34 protein-coding genes and 1 pseudogene are annotated in these 19,967 nt (G+C 42.5%); 32 read left to right on the forward strand and 3 right to left on the reverse strand.

The window, feature by feature from the left end:
- Window positions 1–184 precede the first annotated feature (184 nt).
- Window positions 185–487, reverse strand: a complete 303-nt coding sequence (gene gatC, locus L3D27_RS01560; protein WP_284673943.1) for an Asp-tRNA(Asn)/Glu-tRNA(Gln) amidotransferase subunit GatC — start codon at window positions 485–487, stop codon at window positions 185–187.
- Window positions 488–767: 280 nt separating this feature from the next.
- Here gatC and L3D27_RS01565 point away from each other — a divergent pair, with 280 nt between their 5' ends.
- The 30 genes and pseudogenes from L3D27_RS01565 (at window position 768) to rplQ (ending at window position 17,254) form a co-directional block, all read left to right on the forward strand.
- A complete protein-coding gene (locus L3D27_RS01565) occupies window positions 768–1,367 on the forward strand; it encodes a Maf family protein (RefSeq protein WP_432481379.1) in 600 nt (199 codons plus the stop codon).
- A 76-nt stretch (window positions 1,368–1,443) separates the two neighbouring features.
- Window positions 1,444–2,910, forward strand: a complete 1,467-nt coding sequence (locus L3D27_RS01570) for an Rne/Rng family ribonuclease (protein WP_373627891.1) — start codon at window positions 1,444–1,446, stop codon at window positions 2,908–2,910.
- A 520-nt stretch (window positions 2,911–3,430) separates the two neighbouring features.
- The gene (rpsJ, locus tag L3D27_RS01575; RefSeq protein ID WP_003656991.1) at window positions 3,431–3,742 is read left to right on the forward strand and encodes a 30S ribosomal protein S10; all 312 of its coding nucleotides are present in this window, start codon (window positions 3,431–3,433) and stop codon (window positions 3,740–3,742) included.
- A gap of 50 nt (window positions 3,743–3,792) precedes the next feature.
- Window positions 3,793–4,431, forward strand: coding sequence for a 50S ribosomal protein L3 (gene rplC / locus L3D27_RS01580; protein ID WP_284673946.1), 639 nt, complete (start codon window positions 3,793–3,795; stop codon window positions 4,429–4,431).
- Between the two features lie 14 nt (window positions 4,432–4,445).
- Entirely contained in the window at window positions 4,446–5,048 is a 603-nt protein-coding gene (rplD, locus tag L3D27_RS01585; RefSeq protein ID WP_284673947.1) for a 50S ribosomal protein L4, read from the forward strand.
- Complete coding sequence (rplW, locus tag L3D27_RS01590; RefSeq protein WP_432481380.1) at window positions 5,045–5,374, forward strand: 50S ribosomal protein L23; 330 nt, start codon at window positions 5,045–5,047, stop codon at window positions 5,372–5,374. The genes rplD and rplW overlap by 4 nt, the downstream gene beginning before the upstream one ends.
- Before the next feature lie 11 nt (window positions 5,375–5,385).
- Window positions 5,386–6,213 carry a 50S ribosomal protein L2 gene (gene rplB, locus L3D27_RS01595; protein WP_284673949.1) on the forward strand — a complete coding sequence of 276 codons (828 nt, stop codon included), beginning with the start codon at window positions 5,386–5,388 and terminating at the stop codon, window positions 6,211–6,213.
- A gap of 12 nt (window positions 6,214–6,225) precedes the next feature.
- Window positions 6,226–6,501 carry a 30S ribosomal protein S19 gene (gene rpsS / locus L3D27_RS01600; protein ID WP_284673950.1) on the forward strand — a complete coding sequence of 92 codons (276 nt, stop codon included), beginning with the start codon at window positions 6,226–6,228 and terminating at the stop codon, window positions 6,499–6,501.
- 9 nt (window positions 6,502–6,510) lie between these two features.
- Entirely contained in the window at window positions 6,511–6,840 is a 330-nt protein-coding gene (rplV, locus tag L3D27_RS01605; protein WP_036364312.1) for a 50S ribosomal protein L22, read from the forward strand.
- A gap of 2 nt (window positions 6,841–6,842) precedes the next feature.
- A pseudogene (gene rpsC, locus L3D27_RS01610) lies at window positions 6,843–7,674 on the forward strand (30S ribosomal protein S3).
- Window positions 7,572–7,985, forward strand: a complete 414-nt coding sequence (rplP, locus tag L3D27_RS01615) for a 50S ribosomal protein L16 (protein ID WP_029102635.1) — start codon at window positions 7,572–7,574, stop codon at window positions 7,983–7,985. Before rpsC ends, rplP begins: the two are co-directional and overlap by 103 nt.
- Entirely contained in the window at window positions 7,985–8,182 is a 198-nt protein-coding gene (gene rpmC, locus L3D27_RS01620; protein ID WP_036364307.1) for a 50S ribosomal protein L29, read from the forward strand. Before rplP ends, rpmC begins: the two co-directional genes overlap by 1 nt.
- Window positions 8,179–8,451, forward strand: a complete 273-nt coding sequence (rpsQ, locus tag L3D27_RS01625; protein WP_284673951.1) for a 30S ribosomal protein S17 — start codon at window positions 8,179–8,181, stop codon at window positions 8,449–8,451. The genes rpmC and rpsQ overlap by 4 nt, the downstream gene beginning before the upstream one ends.
- A 133-nt stretch (window positions 8,452–8,584) precedes the next feature.
- Entirely contained in the window at window positions 8,585–8,953 is a 369-nt protein-coding gene (gene rplN, locus L3D27_RS01630; protein ID WP_029102638.1) for a 50S ribosomal protein L14, read from the forward strand.
- A gap of 16 nt (window positions 8,954–8,969) precedes the next feature.
- A complete protein-coding gene (gene rplX / locus L3D27_RS01635) occupies window positions 8,970–9,287 on the forward strand; it encodes a 50S ribosomal protein L24 (protein WP_029102639.1) in 318 nt (105 codons plus the stop codon).
- 20 nt (window positions 9,288–9,307) lie between these two features.
- Window positions 9,308–9,844, forward strand: a complete 537-nt coding sequence (gene rplE / locus L3D27_RS01640) for a 50S ribosomal protein L5 (protein WP_284673952.1) — start codon at window positions 9,308–9,310, stop codon at window positions 9,842–9,844.
- Between the two features lie 10 nt (window positions 9,845–9,854).
- Complete coding sequence (gene rpsN, locus L3D27_RS01645; RefSeq protein ID WP_373627878.1) at window positions 9,855–10,160, forward strand: 30S ribosomal protein S14; 306 nt, start codon at window positions 9,855–9,857, stop codon at window positions 10,158–10,160.
- A gap of 11 nt (window positions 10,161–10,171) precedes the next feature.
- A complete protein-coding gene (gene rpsH / locus L3D27_RS01650) occupies window positions 10,172–10,570 on the forward strand; it encodes a 30S ribosomal protein S8 (RefSeq protein ID WP_284673954.1) in 399 nt (132 codons plus the stop codon).
- A gap of 188 nt (window positions 10,571–10,758) precedes the next feature.
- Window positions 10,759–11,292, forward strand: coding sequence for a 50S ribosomal protein L6 (rplF, locus tag L3D27_RS01655; protein ID WP_373627876.1), 534 nt, complete (start codon window positions 10,759–10,761; stop codon window positions 11,290–11,292).
- A gap of 15 nt (window positions 11,293–11,307) precedes the next feature.
- The gene (gene rplR / locus L3D27_RS01660; RefSeq protein ID WP_284673956.1) at window positions 11,308–11,658 is read left to right on the forward strand and encodes a 50S ribosomal protein L18; all 351 of its coding nucleotides are present in this window, start codon (window positions 11,308–11,310) and stop codon (window positions 11,656–11,658) included.
- A gap of 2 nt (window positions 11,659–11,660) precedes the next feature.
- Window positions 11,661–12,158 carry a 30S ribosomal protein S5 gene (gene rpsE / locus L3D27_RS01665; RefSeq protein ID WP_284673957.1) on the forward strand — a complete coding sequence of 166 codons (498 nt, stop codon included), beginning with the start codon at window positions 11,661–11,663 and terminating at the stop codon, window positions 12,156–12,158.
- Between the two features lie 17 nt (window positions 12,159–12,175).
- Window positions 12,176–12,355 (forward strand): 50S ribosomal protein L30, encoded by a 180-nt coding sequence (rpmD, locus tag L3D27_RS01670; RefSeq protein WP_284673958.1) that lies wholly within the window; start codon window positions 12,176–12,178, stop codon window positions 12,353–12,355.
- A complete protein-coding gene (gene rplO, locus L3D27_RS01675) occupies window positions 12,355–12,795 on the forward strand; it encodes a 50S ribosomal protein L15 (protein WP_373627873.1) in 441 nt (146 codons plus the stop codon). Before rpmD ends, rplO begins: the two co-directional genes overlap by 1 nt.
- Window positions 12,796–12,799: 4 nt before the next feature.
- Window positions 12,800–14,146 carry a preprotein translocase subunit SecY gene (gene secY / locus L3D27_RS01680; protein ID WP_284673959.1) on the forward strand — a complete coding sequence of 449 codons (1,347 nt, stop codon included), beginning with the start codon at window positions 12,800–12,802 and terminating at the stop codon, window positions 14,144–14,146.
- A gap of 23 nt (window positions 14,147–14,169) precedes the next feature.
- Window positions 14,170–14,286 (forward strand): 50S ribosomal protein L36, encoded by a 117-nt coding sequence (gene rpmJ / locus L3D27_RS01685; protein WP_036364264.1) that lies wholly within the window; start codon window positions 14,170–14,172, stop codon window positions 14,284–14,286.
- Window positions 14,287–14,423: 137 nt separating this feature from the next.
- A complete protein-coding gene (gene rpsM, locus L3D27_RS01690; RefSeq protein WP_284673960.1) occupies window positions 14,424–14,780 on the forward strand; it encodes a 30S ribosomal protein S13 in 357 nt (118 codons plus the stop codon).
- 19 nt (window positions 14,781–14,799) lie between these two features.
- Complete coding sequence (gene rpsK, locus L3D27_RS01695) at window positions 14,800–15,192, forward strand: 30S ribosomal protein S11 (protein ID WP_036364258.1); 393 nt, start codon at window positions 14,800–14,802, stop codon at window positions 15,190–15,192.
- 12 nt (window positions 15,193–15,204) lie between these two features.
- Window positions 15,205–15,846 (forward strand): 30S ribosomal protein S4, encoded by a 642-nt coding sequence (rpsD, locus tag L3D27_RS01700; protein ID WP_277808221.1) that lies wholly within the window; start codon window positions 15,205–15,207, stop codon window positions 15,844–15,846.
- 26 nt (window positions 15,847–15,872) lie between these two features.
- Window positions 15,873–16,877 carry a DNA-directed RNA polymerase subunit alpha gene (locus L3D27_RS01705; protein WP_432481382.1) on the forward strand — a complete coding sequence of 335 codons (1,005 nt, stop codon included), beginning with the start codon at window positions 15,873–15,875 and terminating at the stop codon, window positions 16,875–16,877.
- Window positions 16,878–16,894: 17 nt separating this feature from the next.
- Window positions 16,895–17,254 carry a 50S ribosomal protein L17 gene (gene rplQ / locus L3D27_RS01710; RefSeq protein ID WP_284673962.1) on the forward strand — a complete coding sequence of 120 codons (360 nt, stop codon included), beginning with the start codon at window positions 16,895–16,897 and terminating at the stop codon, window positions 17,252–17,254.
- A 173-nt stretch (window positions 17,255–17,427) separates the two neighbouring features.
- On the opposite strand, the gene L3D27_RS01715 is transcribed toward rplQ, so the two are convergent.
- Window positions 17,428–17,997 carry a Sua5/YciO/YrdC/YwlC family protein gene (locus tag L3D27_RS01715; protein ID WP_373627867.1) on the reverse strand — a complete coding sequence of 190 codons (570 nt, stop codon included), beginning with the start codon at window positions 17,995–17,997 and terminating at the stop codon, window positions 17,428–17,430.
- A gap of 18 nt (window positions 17,998–18,015) precedes the next feature.
- Window positions 18,016–18,750 carry an elongation factor P hydroxylase gene (locus L3D27_RS01720; RefSeq protein ID WP_284673964.1) on the reverse strand — a complete coding sequence of 245 codons (735 nt, stop codon included), beginning with the start codon at window positions 18,748–18,750 and terminating at the stop codon, window positions 18,016–18,018.
- A gap of 162 nt (window positions 18,751–18,912) precedes the next feature.
- Between L3D27_RS01720 and L3D27_RS01725 the strand changes: the two genes are divergently transcribed.
- Together L3D27_RS01725 and rpmF are read left to right on the forward strand one after the other, a co-directional pair.
- The gene (locus L3D27_RS01725) at window positions 18,913–19,485 is read left to right on the forward strand and encodes a YceD family protein (protein ID WP_432481383.1); all 573 of its coding nucleotides are present in this window, start codon (window positions 18,913–18,915) and stop codon (window positions 19,483–19,485) included.
- Window positions 19,486–19,735: 250 nt separating this feature from the next.
- Complete coding sequence (gene rpmF, locus L3D27_RS01730) at window positions 19,736–19,918, forward strand: 50S ribosomal protein L32 (protein ID WP_284673966.1); 183 nt, start codon at window positions 19,736–19,738, stop codon at window positions 19,916–19,918.
- Window positions 19,919–19,967 lie beyond the last annotated feature (49 nt).

Consider the following 19,967-nt stretch of genomic DNA (forward strand, 5'->3'; position numbering starts at 1 on the left):
ACTGATCATGTTTGAGATATTGGATGGGGTCTGTGTTTAAGACTCCAAGTTTTTATCCCTTATGGCTCAAATGTTACCAAATCAAGTTTTGCCCCTGTGATATGCTTCTTATTGCCATCTGTGTGATACAAGATGCACTGTTGGCGACAAGGTTTAGGTTGCTTCATGGGGCTTAGTCATTGTGCTATTCAATCACCTGCGGAACCAAATATAACCCATCTTGTACAGCGGGGGCGATCTTTTGATTGGCTTCACGATTGACCCCAAGACCGTTTGCGTCCACTACATCTGGGCGTAGCATTTGCACGCCATCATGAACATTGGTCAGGGGTTTAATATCATCAGTGTTCACTTGTGATAGTACATCCATCATGGATAAGATTTTGCCAATATCTTTAGCGTAACTGTCGCACTTGACATCGTCAATGGCAAGGCGAGAGAGTTTGGCGACATTTAAGATATCAGTACTGGTTAGGGTATTGCTCATGATTAATCCTATTTGCTGACTTATTTAGTAGAAAAATGCTTTGGTATCGGTTGTATAAAATGGTGCTTATTGTAACATATCTTGATAATTGACAACATCTTTAACACTTATTTTGCTCAAAACTTGACCATAAAAATCCCAAAAAAACCATGTGTCTTACTTGTTTTTGGGGTTTTTGGGTGTGAAATAAGGTATAATTTGAGCTTGTCGTGCTTTTTTAAGACTTTAAATGAAAGCTGGTTGGTCATGGGTACTGATAGATTAGAGGGTTTGGTATGCTGTGATTTTAGCATCTACTTCGCCACGCCGTCAAGAGTTGCTAAGAGTGGCAGGTGTGGATTTTGATATCATGAATGCACCGATTGATGAATCTTGCTATGACAACGAGCGTGCGACAGATTATGCCATGCGTATGGTGCATGCCAAAGCGGATAGGGCGATTGAGCTGATGGGTGATGATGAAGCACTTATTATTACTGCAGACACCATTGGCGTGTTAGAAGATGGTCAGGTGCTGACTAAACCCACCGATAAAGACGATGCTTTTGCCATGTGGGCTAAGCTATCAGGGGCGACACATGAGATTTGGACGGCGGTGTGTGTCAGTGGTATTCAAGGTGGTCGATTGACTGCTAGGCAGAGCATGATTTGCCGTACTCAAGTCCACTTTGTGAAACTGAGCAATCAGATGATGGTGCGTTATTGGCAGACAGGCGAGCCTGCGGATAAAGCAGGAGCGTATGCCATTCAGGGCGGTGCGATGGCGTGGGTTAAGGAAATTAACGGCAGTTATACCAATGTGGTGGGGTTACCCCTTGCTCAAACGCTAGAGCTGATGACTCAGGTGGTGGATATGATGAAAACTGATTGTACTAATTAAAACCAAAATATCACTCATTAAAAAACCAATCGTATTTAAATACAATTTACAAACAAACTTAAAAAGACCAATTAGCATGACCAAAGAAATTTTAATCAATCATCTGCCCATGCAGACACGCCTTGCTGTGGTACAAGATGGCGTACTTGATGAGATATACATTGAAAATCATCGTCAGCTAGGACAAGTTGGCGATGTTTATTTGGGAACGGTGGTGCGTATTTTGACAGGTATGCAGGCGGTCTTTGTGGATATTGGTTTGGCTCGTACAGCCTTTTTGCACATTGATGATGTGAAACAGTCCGCCCAAAAATCTAACTTTAAGATAGAGCAGTTATTTTATCAGGGTGAGCGTATCTTGGTGCAGATTATCAAAGGTGGGGTGGGGGATAAAGGGGTAAGATTGACCACGGACATTGCATTGGTCGGTCGTTATTTGGTCTATCGCCCTTTGGGTGTGGGTGTTGGCTTGTCATCACGCATTAAACCACAAAAAGAACGCCAACGATTAAAGCATGTGCTATCCACCCTAATAACACAAAAAGGCGTGATGGGGGGTGTCGTTGTGCGTACGGCAGCGACCAAGATGGATGAAGATGGTCTAGATGGGGATTTAAATCGTCTGTATCATCTTTGGCAGGCACTCAGCGATGGTTTCACCAAAGCTAAAACTCACAAGCTCAAACATCAGCTCATCCATCAAGAGCTACCCTTGCCTTTACGCCATCTAAGAGACAGTTCGTTTGATGATTTGCAAATTTGGGTGGATGATGAACAGATGTATCACAGTATTCAGGATTTTTTCTTGCAAATTGTGCCATCTGGTCTATCACAGCTTCATCGGTACGCCCACCATAAGCCACTGTTTGATAAGTACGATGTAGAAGAACAAATTCAGCAGGCACTAAAGAGTAGGGTTGATTTGCCTTTAGGCGGTTATTTGGTGATTGACCAAACCGAAGCCATGACAACCATTGATGTCAATACGGGTTCATATGTGGGTAAGCATTCGCCACAACAGACCATCTATCAGATTAACTTAGAGGCGGTTTGGGCTATTGTCAGACAGATTCGTTTGCGACAGCTTGGCGGTATCATCATTCTCGATTTTATTGACATGAAAGCACAGCACCATAAAGATGCGGTATTAAGCACCCTAAAGCACGAACTAAGCCGTGATAAGACGCCAACGCATATCATGTCCGTAAGTCCATTGGGGCTGATTGAGATGGCACGCAAACGAACCCATCAGAGCCTTGCTCAGCAGCTTTGTCAGCCTTGTGAGGCGTGTTGCGGTACTGGTATGGTAAAAAGTAACGAGACGGTTGCTTTTGAGATTATTCGCAAAATTGTGCAGACGATCGGGTGTTCTGCTCACAAGCCTATTGTCATTGATATTCTTGCTGCCCCAGTGGTGATAGACCATTTAGCTGTCCATGAAAAAAGCATGGTGCAACACTTGGAGCATACGCTCAATGCACAAATACAACTAAAAGTTGCCACCAACTATCATCAAGAGCAGTACGCCATCAGCCATCATTGATTATTTTTAAAAGATGATGTTAAAATAGCTGAAAAAATAAATGAGCCTGACGTTGTTTTTGGTATGGTTAATGAGATAAGCCCAAAAGATTGGGGTATGTTTGTCACAAAAACACAAGAGCCAATAAGCGAAGAATATCCAATAAAAATATTGTCATTCACCCATAAAAACTGAATAAAAAACTTGCATTAAGTCATTTTTAATGTATAATATGGTTTCATTATATTTTAGCGTTGCGCTTTTTGATCCGCTTTATCGTGATTGAAAAGAATAAATTTGATAAAAATTGTTCTCTACAAAAATGATAGAGAATTAAAAAGGACAACGCCACAGCCGAAGCATCGTTTTTGGCACTATAACAACACCCCTGCTGTCTAGTATTTTTACATGACGGGCAGGGATTGGATTATTTTGTCTAAAAGCATTGCTTTTGACAAAAGAGTTGAAAAAAATGGTATAGCTGAAGTCATCTTGTGATGATGGAAGTTTTATAAAGCACTTAATTTAGGAGCTTGTTGGCATGGCTAACCAGAGAATCCGTATCCGACTAAAGTCTTTTGACCATCGTCTGATTGACCAGTCGGCACAAGAGATTGTCGATACTGCAAAGCGCACAGGCGCACAAGTTTGTGGCCCTGTTCCCTTGCCGACTCGTATTGAGCGGTTCAATGTATTGACATCACCACACGTCAACAAAGACGCTCGCGACCAGTATGAAATTCGCACCCACAAACGCATGATTGACATCGTACAGCCTACTGATAAAACAGTAGATGCATTGATGAAATTGGATTTGGCTGCCGGTGTTGATGTTCAAATCGCCCTAGGCTAATTGAACTTAACTGGTTTAATATAAACTATTATTAAAGTAAGAGGTCTAAAATGGCGATTGGTTTAGTCGGTAAAAAATGCGGCATGACCCGAATCTTTACTGAAGCAGGTGTATCTATCCCTGTAACAGTAGTCGAGGTTGACGCAAACCGCATCTCTCAAATCAAAACAGTAGACACCGATGGCTATAACGCAATTCAAATCACTACTGGTGTGCGTCGTGACAGCCGTGTAACTGCTGCCCAAAAGGGACACTTCGCAAAAGCTGGCGTAGCCGCTGGTCGTGGTGTTTGGGAATTCCGTGCAGACGAGAGCGAATTAGAAGGTCGTGAAGTCGGTGCAAACATTTTGGTAGATTTATTTGAAGTTGGTCAGCTAGTTGATATTACTGGCCAGTCTAAAGGTAAAGGCTTCCAAGGTGGTGTAAAGCGTCACAACTTCCGCACTCAAGATGCAACTCACGGTAACTCTGTATCACACCGTGTACTTGGTTCTACTGGTCAAAACCAGACTCCAGGTAAAGTATTCAAAGGCAAAAAGATGCCAGGACAAATGGGTAACAAGCGTGTTACTGTACAAGGTCTTGAAATCGTGTCTATTGATGCTGAAAAAGGTGTACTGGTTATCAAAGGCGCACTTCCAGGTGCTAATGGTGGCGATGTAATCGTCCGTCCGTCAGTCAAAGCCTAGTTGAGGGGATTAACGTGAATTTAAAAACTGTTACAGGTGCGGCGGTTGAACTATCAGAAACGACTTTTGGTCGTGAGTTCAATGAAGCCTTGGTACACCAAGTCGTAACTGCATACCTAGCTGGTGCTCGTCAAGGTACTCGTGCACAAAAAACTCGTGGCGAAGTTTCTGGCGGTGGTAAAAAGCCATGGCGTCAAAAAGGTACTGGCCGTGCTCGTGCTGGTTCTATCCGTAGCCCAATTTGGGTTGGTGGTGGCCGTGCATTTGCAGCAAAACCACAAGACTGGTCACAAAAAGTAAATAGAAAAATGTATCGCGGTGCAATGCAATGCATTTTGGCAGAGCTAGTACGCCAAGAGCGTTTGGTATTGGTTGACAACATCACTGTTGATGCACCAAAAACCAAAGGTTTGGTTGCAAAATTAGCAGAGCTAAATGCACCACGCGCATTGATTGTTACTCATGAAGTTGATGAGAACTTGTACTTAGCTGCTCGCAATATCCCACATGTAAATGTATTGGGTACTCGTGAGGTTGACCCTGTAAGCTTGGTTTCTTTTGATAAAGTTATCATGACTGTGGAAGCTGCCAAACAATTTGAGGAGACACTAGCATGAGTAACGCAAGATTATATCAAGTGCTAAAAGCCCCTGTATTCTCTGAAAAATCTCAGCGTCTTGGCGACAGCTTGGGCGTTCAAGTTTTCAAAGTTGACAGCAATGCAACAAAACGCGACATCAAACAAGCTGTTGAGCTAATGTTTGAAGGTGTTGAGGTTGTTAAAGTAAACACCCTAAATACTAAAGGTAAAACTAAGCGTTTTGGTCGTGTTGTGGGCAAACGCTCTGATGTTAAAAAAGCGTATGTAACCTTAAAATCAGGTTCAGGCGTACAAATCGGTGCTGGTGAGGAAGTCACTAGTGAAACAGCGACTAACGAATAAGGATACAAGACATGCCTATCGTAAAAGCAAAACCTACATCACCAGGTCGCCGCTTTGTTGAAAAAGTAGTGCATCCACACCTTTATAAAGGTCGTCCTTATGCACCACTTGTTGAATCAAAAGCAAAAACTGGTGGCCGTAACAACAACGGCCGTATCACTACCCGTCATATTGGTGGTGGTCACAAACAACATTACCGTCTGATTGACTTTAAACGCAATAAAGATGGTATCGTTGCAACTGTTGAACGCATTGAATACGATCCAAACCGTACTGCACACATTGCTCTATTAAAGTATGCAGATGGTGAGCGTCGTTATATCATTGCACCTAAAAAATTGGCTGTAGGCGATCAGGTTCAATCTGGTGAGAATTCTCCAATTCGTCCAGGTAACTGCTTGCCACTTAAAAATATCCCAGTGGGTACTGTTATTCACAACATCGAACTAAAAATTGGCAAGGGTGCACAAATCGCTCGTTCTGCTGGTGCTGCAGTTCAGCTGTTGGGTCGTGACGGTGCTTATGTGATTGTTCGTTTGCGTTCGGGCGAGACCCGTCGTATTCACGCTAATTGCCGTGCGGTTATTGGTGAAGTGTCCAACACTGAAAATAACCTAAAATCACTTGGTAAAGCAGGTGCAGCACGCTGGCGTGGTGTTCGTCCTACCGTTCGTGGTACGGCAATGAACCCGATTGATCACCCACACGGTGGTGGTGAAGGACGCAATTTTGGTAAACATCCTACCAGTCCTTGGGGTCAGAAAGCTAAGGGTCTTAAGACTCGCTCTAACAAGCGTACTGACAATATGATCATCCGTCGCCGTCGTGCCAAGAAATAAAGGAAAAGTTTCATGCCTCGTTCATTGAAAAAAGGCCCATTTATCGATGCGCATTTGTTTGCCAAGGTTGAAGATGCTCTTGAGAGCAACAGTCGCAAACCAATCAAGACTTGGTCACGCCGCTCGATGATTCTGCCACAAATGGTAGGTCTAACCATCTCAGTTCACAATGGTCGTACTCATGTACCTGTTATTGTGAGCGAGCAAATGGTTGGCCATAAACTTGGTGAATTCGCCCCAACCCGTTCATATCGTGGTCATGGCGTTGATAAGAAATCTAAGAGATAAGGTGCTACCATGGAAGTAACTGCAAAATTACGTGGTGCTGCTATTTCGGCACAAAAAGTAAGATTGGTTGCGGACGAAGTTCGTGGTAAGCCAATTGAGCGCGCTTTGGATATCTTGACCTTTAGTAATAAAAAAGGTGCTAAACTGGTTAAGAAATGCTTGCAATCAGCCATTGCTAATGCTGAGCACAACAATGGCTTGGATATTGACACTTTGCGTGTTTCCACCATCTATGTTGATGAAGGCATTACTTTGAAGCGTATTATGCCCCGTGCCAAGGGTCGTGCTGACCGCATCAGCAAACGCACTTGTCACATCACTGTTAAAGTAGGAGCATAATCATGGGTCAAAAAGTTCATCCAATTGGTATTCGCTTGGGCGTTGTCAAAAAGCACAATGCAAACTGGTACGCAAGTCCAAAGCAATACTCAGAATACCTACTAAACGACTTTAAGGTGCGTGATTTTCTACGCAACAAGCTAAAAGAGGCAATGGTAAGTAATATTAGTATTGAGCGTCCTACGGGTGCTGCTAAGATTACCATTCACTCAGCTCGTCCTGGCGTGATTATCGGTAAGCAAGGAGCGGATATTGAAGCTCTGCAAAAAGAACTTACCAAAATCATGGGTGTTCCTGCACAAGTTAATATCAAGGAAATCACTCAGCCTGACCTAGATGCTCGTTTGGTTGCTGTTGGTATCGCCAACCAGCTAGAACGCCGTGTGATGTTCCGTCGTGCGATGAAGCGTGCGGTACAAAACAGCATGCGTTCAGGTGCTCAAGGTATTAAAGTTGAGCTATCTGGCCGTCTAGGCGGTGCAGAAATCGCTCGTACTGAGTGGTATCGTGAAGGTCGTGTGCCTCTACATACTCTTCGTGCTGACATCGATTACGCAGAAGTGCGTGCAGAAACCACTTATGGTACCATCGGTGTAAAAGTTTGGATTTTCCGTGGTGAAATTCTAGATGGCATGAACAGCGTCTATAACCCAGTGGTTGAAGAGAAAGCCCGTGCACCAAAACGCCGTGGCCGTACCAACAGCCGTCGTAATTCAGACAAGGGGTAAGCTATGTTGCAACCAAAACGTACCAAATTCCGTAAAATGCACAAAGGCCGTAATACAGGTCTTGCTCAACGCGGTAACACCGTTGCATTTGGTGAAATTGGTCTAAAATCTATCGGTCGTGGTCGCATGACTGCTCGCCAAATTGAAGCAGCTCGTCGTACCATTACTCGTCGCATTAAGCGTGGCGGTAAAATTTGGATTCGTGTATTCCCAGACAAGCCAATTACCGAGAAACCTTTAGAAGTTCGTATGGGTAAAGGTAAAGGTCCAGTTGAGTACTGGGTAGCTGAGATTAAGCCTGGTAAAATGCTATACGAAATCCAAGGTGTCAGCGAGGAATTAGCGCGCGAAGCTCTAACTTTAGCATCGGCAAAACTACCCTTTAAAACAACTATTGTTAAACGGACGGTTATGTAATGAAAACCAACGAATTACGCGAAAAATCAGTAGAAGAGTTGGCTCAATTGCTTGACGAAAAGCAGCTTGATGCATTCCGTCTGCGTATGGCAAAAGCTACGGGTCAGCTGGGCAATACTCACGAAGTTAAGGCAAATCGTCGTACGATTGCAAAAATCTTGACTTTGATTAACGAAAAACAAAGAGGCGACGCATGAGCGAGAACATCCAAACTCAAGAAGTTGGCGTTGTAACTGGTAAAGTTGTTAGCAACAAAATGGACAAATCTATTACCGTCCTTGTTGAACGCCAAATTCGCCACCCAATGTATGGCAAGCAAGTTCGCCGTTCTACCAAGCTAAAAGCTCACGACGAGAATAATGTTTGTCAAGAAGGCGATATCGTTCGTATCAAAGAAACTCGTCCTATCTCAAAAACCAAGTCTTGGACTTTGGTTGATGTGGTCGAGACTGCGGTAAAAATTTAAGTGATTTGCATTAAAAGTCATTTACTAGTATAATGTACATCTTTATAGATGTTCATCCATTAAATATGTACAAGCATTGTGCATATTTAATGGCGAATGGCTTTTATTGCTTTATTTATTATGGAGTAATGCGATGATTCAGACTGAAACAATGCTGGAAGTTGCAGATAACAGTGGTGCAAGACGCGTTCAGTGTATCAAAGTACTGGGTGGCTCGCATCGTCGTTACGCATCAGTTGGCGACATTATCAAGGTAACGGTTAAAGAAGCCATTCCTCGTGGTCGTGTTAAAAAAGGCGACGTGATGAATGCGGTAGTTGTGCGCACTAAGAAAGGTGTGCGTCGTCCAGATGGTTCTGTATTACGTTTTGATGACAATGCGGCGGTTATTCTAAACAATAACAAAGCCCCAATTGCAACTCGTATTTTTGGACCTGTTACCCGTGAACTACGTGGTGAACAATTCATGAAAATTGTTTCACTAGCACCTGAAGTACTGTAACCTTTTAGAGGCTATTATGGCAAAGTTACGCAAAGGCGACACCGTGGTTGTGATTGCTGGCAAAGATAAAGGCAAGCAAGGCACAATTTTGGCGGTTAAAGCAGACCGTGTAAAAGTTGAAGGCATCAACATTGTAACCAAACACCAAAAACCTAACCAAATGCTAGGTAAAGAAGGTGGCATTGTTAAGCAAGAAGCATTTTTACACATTTCAAATGTTGCAATTTATAATGCAGCAACCCAAAAAGCAGATCGTGTTGCTTACCAAGTAAACGAAGAGGGCAAAAAAGTCCGTATCTATCGTTCTACTGGTGAAGTAGTGGCGACTGCATAAGAGACCAAGGGTATATAGTAATGGCAAGATTAAAATCTTTATACAATGACGAGCTAAAGCAAAAAATCAAAGATGAGCTTGGCTTGGAAAATGTAATGCAAGTGCCAAAAATCACCAAAATCACTCTAAACATGGGTGTTGGCGGTGCGGCACAGGATAAAAAACTATTAGAAGGTGCGTTGGCTGACATGACCGCAATCGCTGGTCAAAAGCCTGTAGTAACCAAAGCACGCAAATCAGTGGCTGGCTTCAAAATTCGTGAAGAATGGCCGATTGGTTGTAAAGTTACTCTTCGTGGCGAACAGATGTATGAATTCTTAGATCGTCTTATTGCCATTGCGATTCCTCGTATTCGTGATTTTCGTGGCTTTTCAGCAAAAGCATTTGATGGTCGTGGCAATTACTCATTGGGCATCAAAGAGCAGATCGTTTTCCCAGAAGTTGATTTTGATAAGATTGATCGCATCCGTGGTCTAGACATCACTATCACTACTACAGCTGCTAATGATGATCAAGGTCGTGCATTGCTAAAAGCATTCGGCTTCCCATTTAGATAAGGTAAACGTTATGGCTAAGAAAAGCATGATTAATCGCGAACTAAAACGCGAAAAAACAGTTGCTAAGTACGCCGAAAAGCGTGCAAAATTAAAAGCGGTAATCAGTGACATCAATGCAAGTGATGAAGAGCGTCTAGATGCAATGCTTGCTCTGCAAACACTACCACGCAATTCTTCACCAGTACGCCTACGCAATCGTTGTGGCTTAACTGGTCGTCCACATGGTTATTTCCGTAAATTTGGTTTATCACGAAATAAATTGCGTGAGCGTGTAATGCAAGGTGATGTACCTGGCGTTCGTAAAGCAAGCTGGTAAGGAGTATCGCAATGAGTATGCAAGATCCTGTTGCTGATATGCTAACCCGCATTCGCAACGCACAATCAAGAAACAAGCCATCTGTTGCAATGCCTGCTTCTAAGCTTCGTAAATCTATTGCTGACCTATTGGTTGCAGAAGGTTACCTGGCTGGTGCAGAAGTTAGTGACATTGAGAATGGCAAAAAAGTTCTAACTGTAGAACTTAAGTACTACCAAGGAAAAGGCGTTATTGAGACTCTAAAACGCTACAGCCGTCCTGGTCTTCGTCAATACCGTGGTAAAGATGAGCTACCAAGTGTTCAAAAAGGCTTGGGTGTTGCCATCATTTCTACAAGCAAAGGCATCATGAGTGATCGTGCTGCTCGTGCTGCTGGTATTGGTGGTGAAGTAATAGCATTGGTTGCCTAATAAACAACTGATAAAATTACAAAAAGATAAAAATCCTTGGTTTACGCCAAGGATTTTTTCTGTTATAATAATTTGCTTATTTAAATAATCTCTAAGTTTTATGTACAAAACTTTTATTTTTATTTAAAAAAGCATGGTTTCATTGCCATCATTTGATGGCGTTTTATTATCATTTAAGGAAAACTCCTATGTCTCGTGTGGCTAAAGCCCCTGTAACGCTACCAGCTGGTACCAGCGTTACTTTGAACGGTCAGCAGGTTGAAGTTAAAGGCAAGAACGGTTCTTTGTTTTTACGCCTGCATGATTTGGTCGAGCTAAAACAAGAAGATGGCGTTGTTACGCTTTCTCCTATTGCTGACACTAAAGAAGCGTGGATGCACACTGGTACAGTGCGTGCATTAATCAACAACATGGTTCATGGTGTAAGTAATGGTTTTGAGCGTCGCCTACAACTTATCGGTGTTGGTTATCGTGCACAGGTTGCAGGTAACAAAGTAAACCTAAGCCTAGGCTTTTCTCATCCAATCGAGTATACGCTACCTGAAGGCGTTACTGCAGAAAGCCCAAGCCAAACTGAAATCGTTTTGAAATCAAGCGACAAGCAAAAGTTGGGTCAAGCAGCAGCAAAAATTCGTAGCTTCCGTCCGCCTGAGCCTTATAAAGGTAAAGGTGTTCGTTATAGCGACGAAGTGGTTCTTCGCAAAGAAGCTAAGAAAAAATAAGTAAGGTGAGCAAACATGTTCGATAAAAAATCAGCTCGTCTTCGCCGAGCGAAAAAAACCCGTGCACACATCCGTCACTTAGGCGTTAATCGTTTGACTGTCACTCGCACTCCACGCCATATCTATGCTCAAGTTATCTCACCAACAGGTGGTGTCGTTGTTGCTCAGGCTTCAACTTTAGATGCTACTCTTCGTTCTGGTGCTACTGGTAATGTTGAAGCAGCAAAAGCTGTTGGTGCACTCATCGCTGAGCGTGCAAAAGCAGCAGGCATCACTAAAGTTGCATTTGACCGTAGTGGTTTTAAATATCATGGCCGCGTAAAAGCACTAGCAGACGCAGCCCGTGAAAATGGATTGGAGTTCTAATCATGGCAAAAGTTGAACAAACTGACGGTTTGGTAGAAAAATTGGTTGTTGTTGATCGTGTAGCAAAAGTTGTAAAAGGCGGTCGTATCTTCTCTTTCACTGCTCTAACAGTAGTTGGTGATGGTAATGGTCGTGTAGGTTTTGGTCGTGGTAAAGCCCGTGAAGTGCCTGCTGCTATCCAAAAAGCACTTGAAGCTGCCAAGCGTAACATGATTACTGTTGAATTGGCAGGGCATACCCTACAACATCCAATCAACGCACGCCATGGTGCATCTAAAGTGTATATGCAACCAGCATCTGAAGGTACAGGTGTTATTGCTGGTGGTGCAATGCGTGCAGTTCTTGAAGTTGCAGGCGTTCAAAACGTATTGGCTAAGTGCTACGGCTCAACTAATGCAGCCAATGTTGTACAAGCGACTTTCAAAGGCTTGCGTGACATGGTTTCACCAGAACAAGTTGCCGCTAAGCGTGGTAAATCTATAGAAGAAATTTTGGGTTAAGAAGTAGGTAAGTTACGATGAAAACAATTAAAGTTACTCAAGTAAAATCGAGTAGTCATCGCTTAGCAAGCCACAAAGCTTGCCTAAAAGGTTTAGGACTACGTCGTATCGGTCATACTGTTGAAGTTGAAGACACTCCTTCAATTCGTGGTATGGTAAATCGTGTAAATTACATGGTTAAAGTGGAGGAAGCGTAATGGGTCTGCGTTTAAATGAATTAGCACCTGCACTAGGTGCAAAAAAGACCGCCCAGCGTCGTGGTCGTGGTATCGGTTCTGGTCTTGGTAAGACTGGTGGTCGTGGTATCAAAGGTCAAACTTCACGCTCAGGTTCAAGCATTCCAGCAGGTTTTGAAGGCGGTCAAATGCCGATCTATCGCCGTTTGCCAAAATTTGGTTTCACCAGCCAACTAGCACTAACTACTGCTGAAGTTCGTCTGTCTGAGCTAAATAAAATCGAAGGCGATGTGGTTAGCGTTGACACTCTAAAAGCTGCTAACATTATCCGTGGCGATATGAAGCGTGCTCGCGTCATCCTATCTGGCGAAATTAGCCGTGCTTTGACCTTTAAAGGTGTAAAAGTAACTAAAGGTGCAAAACAAGCAATCGAAGCTGCTGGCGGTAGCATCGAGGAGTAATGTCGTGTCAAAACATTCAGCGTCCAAATCAAATATTCCATTAAATCCTTTCGTGTTTATCCGTAAATACGACGAGCTTTGGAATCGTATTCTTTTTTTAATTGGTGCGTTGATTGTTTATCGTCTAGGTTCACATGTACCTGTACCAGGCATGAATCCAATACGCTTGGCTGAGTTTTTTGAAGCTGGTGAGAATACTTTTTTGGGCATGTTTAACATGTTCTCTGGTGGTTCTCTTGAGCGTATGTCCATTATGGCACTTGGAATCATGCCTTATATCTCAGCATCGATTGTGGTGCAGATGATGTCGGCTGTTGTGCCTTCTTTGGAAGCACTTAAAAAAGAAGGTGAAGCAGGGCGTAGAACATTAAATAAATATACCCGCCAAGGTACTTTGGCATTGGCTTTTGTGCAGGCGGTGGGTATGTCGGCAGGGTTAATTTCACAGAATCTAACTCTATCGACAGGTTCGAGTTTCTATATTCCTGCGGTAACATCTCTTGTTGCAGGTTCCATGTTTTTGATGTGGTTGGGTGAACAAATTACTGAGCGTGGTATTGGTAACGGTATTTCTATGCTGATTCTTGCCAGTATTGTGGCAAGTGCACCAAACATGATTGGAGGCATCTTTGCTAATAGCACAGGTGGCAGTAAGGAGCTTTTAACCGCTTTCGTTTTTGCCATTTTGGGTATTGCTGTTACTGCTGCTATCGTTTTTATTGAACGAGCTCAACGCAGAGTGCCAGTGAACTATGCTCAAAAACAGCAGGAAGGACGCAAGGTTTATGCTCAGCAGCAATCTCATTTGCCATTAAAAATCAATATGGCGGGTGTGATTCCTGCAATTTTTGCCAGTTCTTTGCTTATGTTACCAGCCAGTTTGGGACATTTTTCAACTCCAACTGAAAACCCAACGCTGTTCCAAAGTTTTATTCAAAATATTTCTTTGGTTTTGCAGCCTGATGCACCGCTTTATTTACTGCTTTTTGGTGGGATGGTTATCTTCTTCTGTTATTTTTATACAGCTTTGATGTTCAATCCCAAAGAGGTTGCTGAAAACCTAAAGCGTAGTGGTGCATATATCCCAGGTATTAGACCTGGACAACAGACCAAGCGTTATTTAGACTTTGTTTTAAATCGCCTAACATTTATTGGTGCAATGTATATGGCAATCATTTGCTTGATGCCAATGATTGTACAATCATCATTTGGTCAAGCCATTCCGTTAGGTGGTACATCTTTATTGATTATGGTAGTTGTTTTGATGGATTTCATTGCTCAGATTCAAGCACATTTGATGACTCATCAATATCATAATCAGACTTTAATTAAATCGCCAAACAACCAATAGTTGGTGTACTTTAGGAGCATGACATGAAAGTTCAAGCATCAGTTAAAAAGATTTGCGGCAGTTGCAAAATTGTTCGTCGCAAAGGCAAGGTTCTAGTTATCTGTAGCTCAGAGCCACGCCACAAGCAACGCCAAGGTTAATTGTTACAAATTAATCCTTGCAAATTAGTAGCGGATAATGTATTATCCGCTAATTGCCATATCAATCTGTTATTTGAATAGATTGTTAGAGTAAACCTAGCAAATACAATTGTATTTGTGCTAATGGAGAGAAGTTAATGGCTCGTATTGCCGGTGTAAACATTCCGGACAACAAACACGCTGTGATTTCACTAACTTACATTTTTGGTATAGGTCGTACTACAGCTAAGCAAATCCTTGCTACTGTTGGTATCAACGAAACCACTAAAATTGGTCAGTTGGATGATGTACAGCTAGATGCTGTCCGTGCTGAAGTTGCAAATTACACTACTGAAGGTGACCTTCGTCGTGAAATTTCAATGAATATCAAGCGTTTGGTCGATTTGGGTTGCTACCGTGGTCTTCGCCACCGTCGTGGTCTACCTGTAAATGGTCAACGCACTAAAACTAACGCGCGTACCCGTAAAGGTCCACGCAAAGCAATTAAAAAGTAACTATTTAGGAAGCTAAAAGATGGCAAAAGACACCCGTAGCCGCAAAAAAGTGGCTCGCCGTTCGGTATCTGAAGGTATCGCCCATATTCATGCGTCTTTTAATAACACCATTGTAACCATTACCGACCGTCAAGGCAATGCATTGGCTTGGGCCACCTCAGGTGGACAAGGCTTCCGTGGTTCACGTAAATCAACACCTTTTGCTGCACAGGTTGCTGCTGAAGTTGCTGGTAAAGCAGCTCAAGAGACCTATGGTGTTAAAAATGTTGATGTCTTGGTTAAAGGTCCAGGACCAGGTCGTGAGTCTGCGGTTCGTGCATTAGGTGCATTGGGTTATAAAATTAACAGCATTAGTGATGTAACCCCAATTCCACACAACGGCTGCCGCCCGCCTAAGAAACGCCGCGTTTAAGGAGAAAGACACATGGCCCGTTATATTGGTCCAAAATTAAAATTATCACGCCGTGAAGGTACTGATTTGCAGCTCAAATCAGGTGTAAAGCCTTATGATGTGAAAACTAAGAAAGCTAGTCGTGCACCTGGTCAGCATGGCAACAGCCAAAATAAAACTTCTGAATACGCATCGCAACTTCGTGAGAAGCAAAAAGTAAAACGCATGTATGGCGTGCTTGAGCGTCAATTCTCAAACTACTATAAAGAAGCTGCCCGTATGCGTGGTGCAACTGGTGAAAACCTATTAGGCATGCTAGAGCGTCGCTTAGATAATGTTGTGTATCGTATGGGTTTTGGTGCAACGCGTGCAGAAGCTCGCCAGCTTGTTAGCCATCGTGCAATCTTGCTTAAAAAAGCAGGTCGTGATGAGTTTGTTCGTGTGAACATTCCATCAATCCAAGTACAAGATGGTGATGTAATCGCTGTTCACGAAAAGTCAAAAGAGCAATTGCGTATCAAAAATGCTATTGAACTTGCGACTCAACGCGGTATTCCAGAATGGCTAGAAGTTGATCACAGCAAACTTCAAGGTACTTTCAAAACTGCACCAGAGCGTAGTGAACTACCTGCTGAAATCAACGAAAGCTTGATTGTTGAGCTATATTCTAAATAATCCGAATTAATCATCGAGGTGACACTATGACAAATGCAACTGAGTTTCTAACACCTAGCACCATTCATGTGGATGCGGTTAATGAAACGACTGCTAAGGTCACGCTCGAGCCGTTAGAAAGAGGTTTTGGGCATACGCTAGGTAATGCCCTTCGCCGTATTCTACTTTCTTCATTGTCTGGTGCTGCAGTTATTGAAGCAGAGATTGAAGGTGTGGATCATGAATATTCTACACTTGAAGGCCTGCAAGAAGATGTGCTTGATTTGCTTTTAAACCTAAAAGGTTTGGCAATCACACTGCATGACCAAAATGAAGCTTATCTGACTTTGGACAAGCGAGGTGCAGGTGTTGTTACTGCTGCTGATCTTGAGTTGCCACACAATGTAGAGATTGCTAACCCTGATTTGGTGTTAGGAACTCTTAGTGAGCGTGGTCATCTGAAGATGCGTTTGCGTGTAGTAACAGGTCGTGGCTATGAGCCTGCCAACCAACGCCGTGAAGATGCAAACTCTAAAGCAATTGGTCGCTTAAAACTTGATGCAAGTTTTAGCCCAATTCTGCGTGTTGCTTATGATGTTGAAAATGCTCGTGTTGAGCAGCGTACCGACCTAGACAAGCTTATCATTGAGCTTGAGACTAACGGTACCATCGATCCAGAAGAAGCAATTCGTAAAGCGGCAACCATTTTGCAACAACAAATCGCAATTTTTGTGGATTTGGAAGCAGAAGAAGTGGTTGAGCCTGTCAAAGAGAAAGAAGAGATTGACCCTGTGCTATTACGCCCAGTGGATGATCTTGAACTAACGGTTCGCTCAGCAAATTGCTTAAAAGCTGAAAACATTTATTATATTGGCGATTTGGTACAGCGTTCAGAAACTGAACTGCTTAAGACCCCAAATCTTGGTAAGAAATCATTGACCGAAATCAAGGACGTACTTGCGTCTAAGGGCTTGGAGTTAGGCATACGTTTAGAGACATGGCCACCAAGCGATTTGAGAGTTGATGATCGTTTTTCTTATCGTAGCCGTTAATTTAAAGGATACTGACCATGCGACATCGTAATAGTGGCGTAAAGCTGGGTCGCACCAGCAGCCATCGTAAGGCAATGTTCCAAAACATGACTAATTCTTTGTTTGAACATGAGCTAATCAAAACCACTTTGGTTAAGGCAAAAGAGCTACGCCGTGTAGCTGAGCCTCTAATCACATTGGCGAAAGAAGATAGTGTTGCTAACCGCCGTTTGGCATTTAACCGCACTCGTAACAAGGTAATTGTTGGTAAACTATTCAACGAACTAGGTCCTCGTTACAAAACTCGCCCAGGTGGTTACCTGCGTATCATCAAGTGCGGTCATCGTGATGGCGATAATGCACCGATGGCATATGTTGAGCTAGTTGACCGCCCATAATCGGTTTTCTACTCAAAAAAATCCCAGTCTAGACTGGGATTTTTGTTTTGGTGCTTTAAATTTTAAATGATGAGACTTGGATTGTTATTTATGACGGTTGGGTGATTTGATTGGATTGAATTTATTGTATCTGCATTTACCGCTAAAATGTATGTCATGTATGTCAAAGCGATCTAATCTGATAAATCACTCAAATCAACGACTTCTATTGTTTGGATATTTTCAATCATATCAATATTGACCAGTACATCAATTTGATTGCTTAATACATCTTCAATGTCATAGGGGGTCTCGGTGTTCATCAATTGACCATCTAGGTCGCTGATGACCAAAGGTTCGCCAACAATATCAAGTAGGGAGGCAAGTGGTGTGTATTCGCTAAACTGTATGCCAATCAACTTCTTTTTGTTGAGCAGGTGCTTGGGTGTCTGCTTACTTGCTTCTAGAATAAATCGTTTGGCAGATGTGTCGCATGATTTGATTTGGCGAAATTGGGCATTGTTGATGTTGGCGTAGTTTGTCGCATCGCTGATGTTTTTGCAGATCAGCGTTGATGGCTCACTTTGTACGATTTGATTGATATGAGCAAGATGATTTGTTGTATGCTTAGCCTGAGAGTGTGTCAATAAAGCATAGCCTGATTCGGTTGGATAAGCGATAATTTTGCCTTCTTTTAATGTATTGGCGATTTGTTCTAGTAGTCTGGTTTGTGGATTTTTTGGGTGTAAATAAAGTGTTTGCATGACTTATCTCTTGTATTGTTAGTGAAAGTGGGTTGGTGTAAATCCTTGACAAAGGCGTAGCAATATCCACAGCAACCTTTTGGCATCTCTAGGCAGGGTGTTTGGCGTGCTTAGATAGTCTTGTGCCTTAGCATAAACATCGGTGGCAAAAGTGCTTTTACTGGTATCAAAATCTGCATTCAGATTGTCTTGAGAAACATAAAAATAGCGTCCACAGGCTTGATTGAGTAAGCACTCAATGGCTTGGGGCTTGATTTCTACTTGTTCAAAGATGGCTTGGGTCTGTTCATTTCGTCCGTCCGATTCATACCAATAACCAAAGTCATTGAGAGTGCGTCTTGCTTTGCCGGCGATACACCAATGACTGATTTCGTGCAGGCTACTGGCAAAAAAACCATGAGCAAACTCAATTCTTGCAGGATTTTTGTCGTCAGCAGGGAAATATTCAGGTTCGCCATCGCCCCGAACGAGCGTGGTGGGCATCATGCCAATGTCGGGTTGGTTAAATAAGTGATTAAATAAACTGATGAGCCAGTCGGTGAGTGCCTTATCATCATTTTTATCGATACTCTGCCAGTGTGAGGCATATGTTTGCCATGCTGTGGCATCAATGTTTTGACTGAGTTTGGCAATGTCTTTTGTGAGAGATTCATCAAAAAACAACTGTTGCCATAGTGATTGAATGTGTATTTTTTGGTCAGATGGGTTGATATTAAGATTTGGGGATAATGTGCTAAAATCAACAGATTGCATAAAAAACACCATGAAATTTTGTTGTTTGTTATTATAGCATTATTTATTTGATGGGCGTTGAGGATAATTTTGTCAGTCAAGTGTAATCAAGCATTATAAAAATTATCGTGAAAATTTATTGATTTTATGAAATAATAAGGCAATACGAATTAGGAATTTATAATGAACAAGGCAACAAACCCATCTTTAGATTTGGCAAATAAAGAATTTCCTGCCAATATCGTGCTTGAAAAGTGGGCGGATATTGGTTTTGTGTGGTCTGGCGAGGTGGCGGTGGCGAGCTTTGAGCGTCTGTCCACTCATGTTAATCTAACCAATCAAACAAGACAGCATAAGAACCTGACCGTTCAGGTTAATTTACAAAAAACTTTAGGCATCTTGTGGCTAACTTTTGATGTTGTTGGTGAGCTTATCGTGTCCTGCCAGCGTTGTTTGGAGGATATGAATATTGACATAATCAATCAGTATCGTTTGGCGATTTTATCGCATGAGAGCCAAATTGAGCAGGTAAAAGACGCTGAATATGTACTGGTTGATGAAATCAATGGCGAAGGGGTGAGAAAAATGCTACCCATTAAAGATTTGCTTGAAGATGAGCTGCTACTTGTCTTGCCACTATCGCCACGCCACAGCGAATGCGAGATGCCGATTGAGATGGTAGATGCCAATGACGATGATGAGATGGCGGATAACCCATTTGCGGTACTGGTTGCATTAAAAGGCAAGCTTAATTAAAAGATTATTTGGCATAAATTGGCATAAAATAGAAAGTTTTGTAATTTTTTGCGTTTATGCTTTGAAAATAGTGAAATTTTTTAGTATAATACAGCGTTTATTGTGCTTATTAAAGATGTCAAAGCAAAAGGTGCTATGCTTTGAGTTGTGTTAATGCAACGGTCATCCATAAAACGCACGACCATTTTTATTGTTTATTTGGCGATTTAGGTGTTAAATTGCCTTAATTTGACGAATTTTAGGAGCTATCATGGCAGTTCAACAAAACCGCAAAAGCCGTTCACGCCGCGACATGCGTCGTTCACACGACCGTATGGTAGTGAGCACTATCAGCATTGATTCTACTACTGGCGAAAAACATCTTCGCCACCATGCGACCAAAGATGGTTTCTACCGTGGTCGCCAACTGTTCAAGGTAAGCCAAAACAGCTAATCGGTAGATTATGATTGCAAAAGCCAGGCTGTATTGTTCATCAATACAC

Origin of the sequence: Moraxella sp. ZY200743, assembly GCF_050885545.1 — a bacterium.
Taxonomy (GTDB): Bacteria; Pseudomonadota; Gammaproteobacteria; order Pseudomonadales; family Moraxellaceae; genus Moraxella; species Moraxella haemolytica.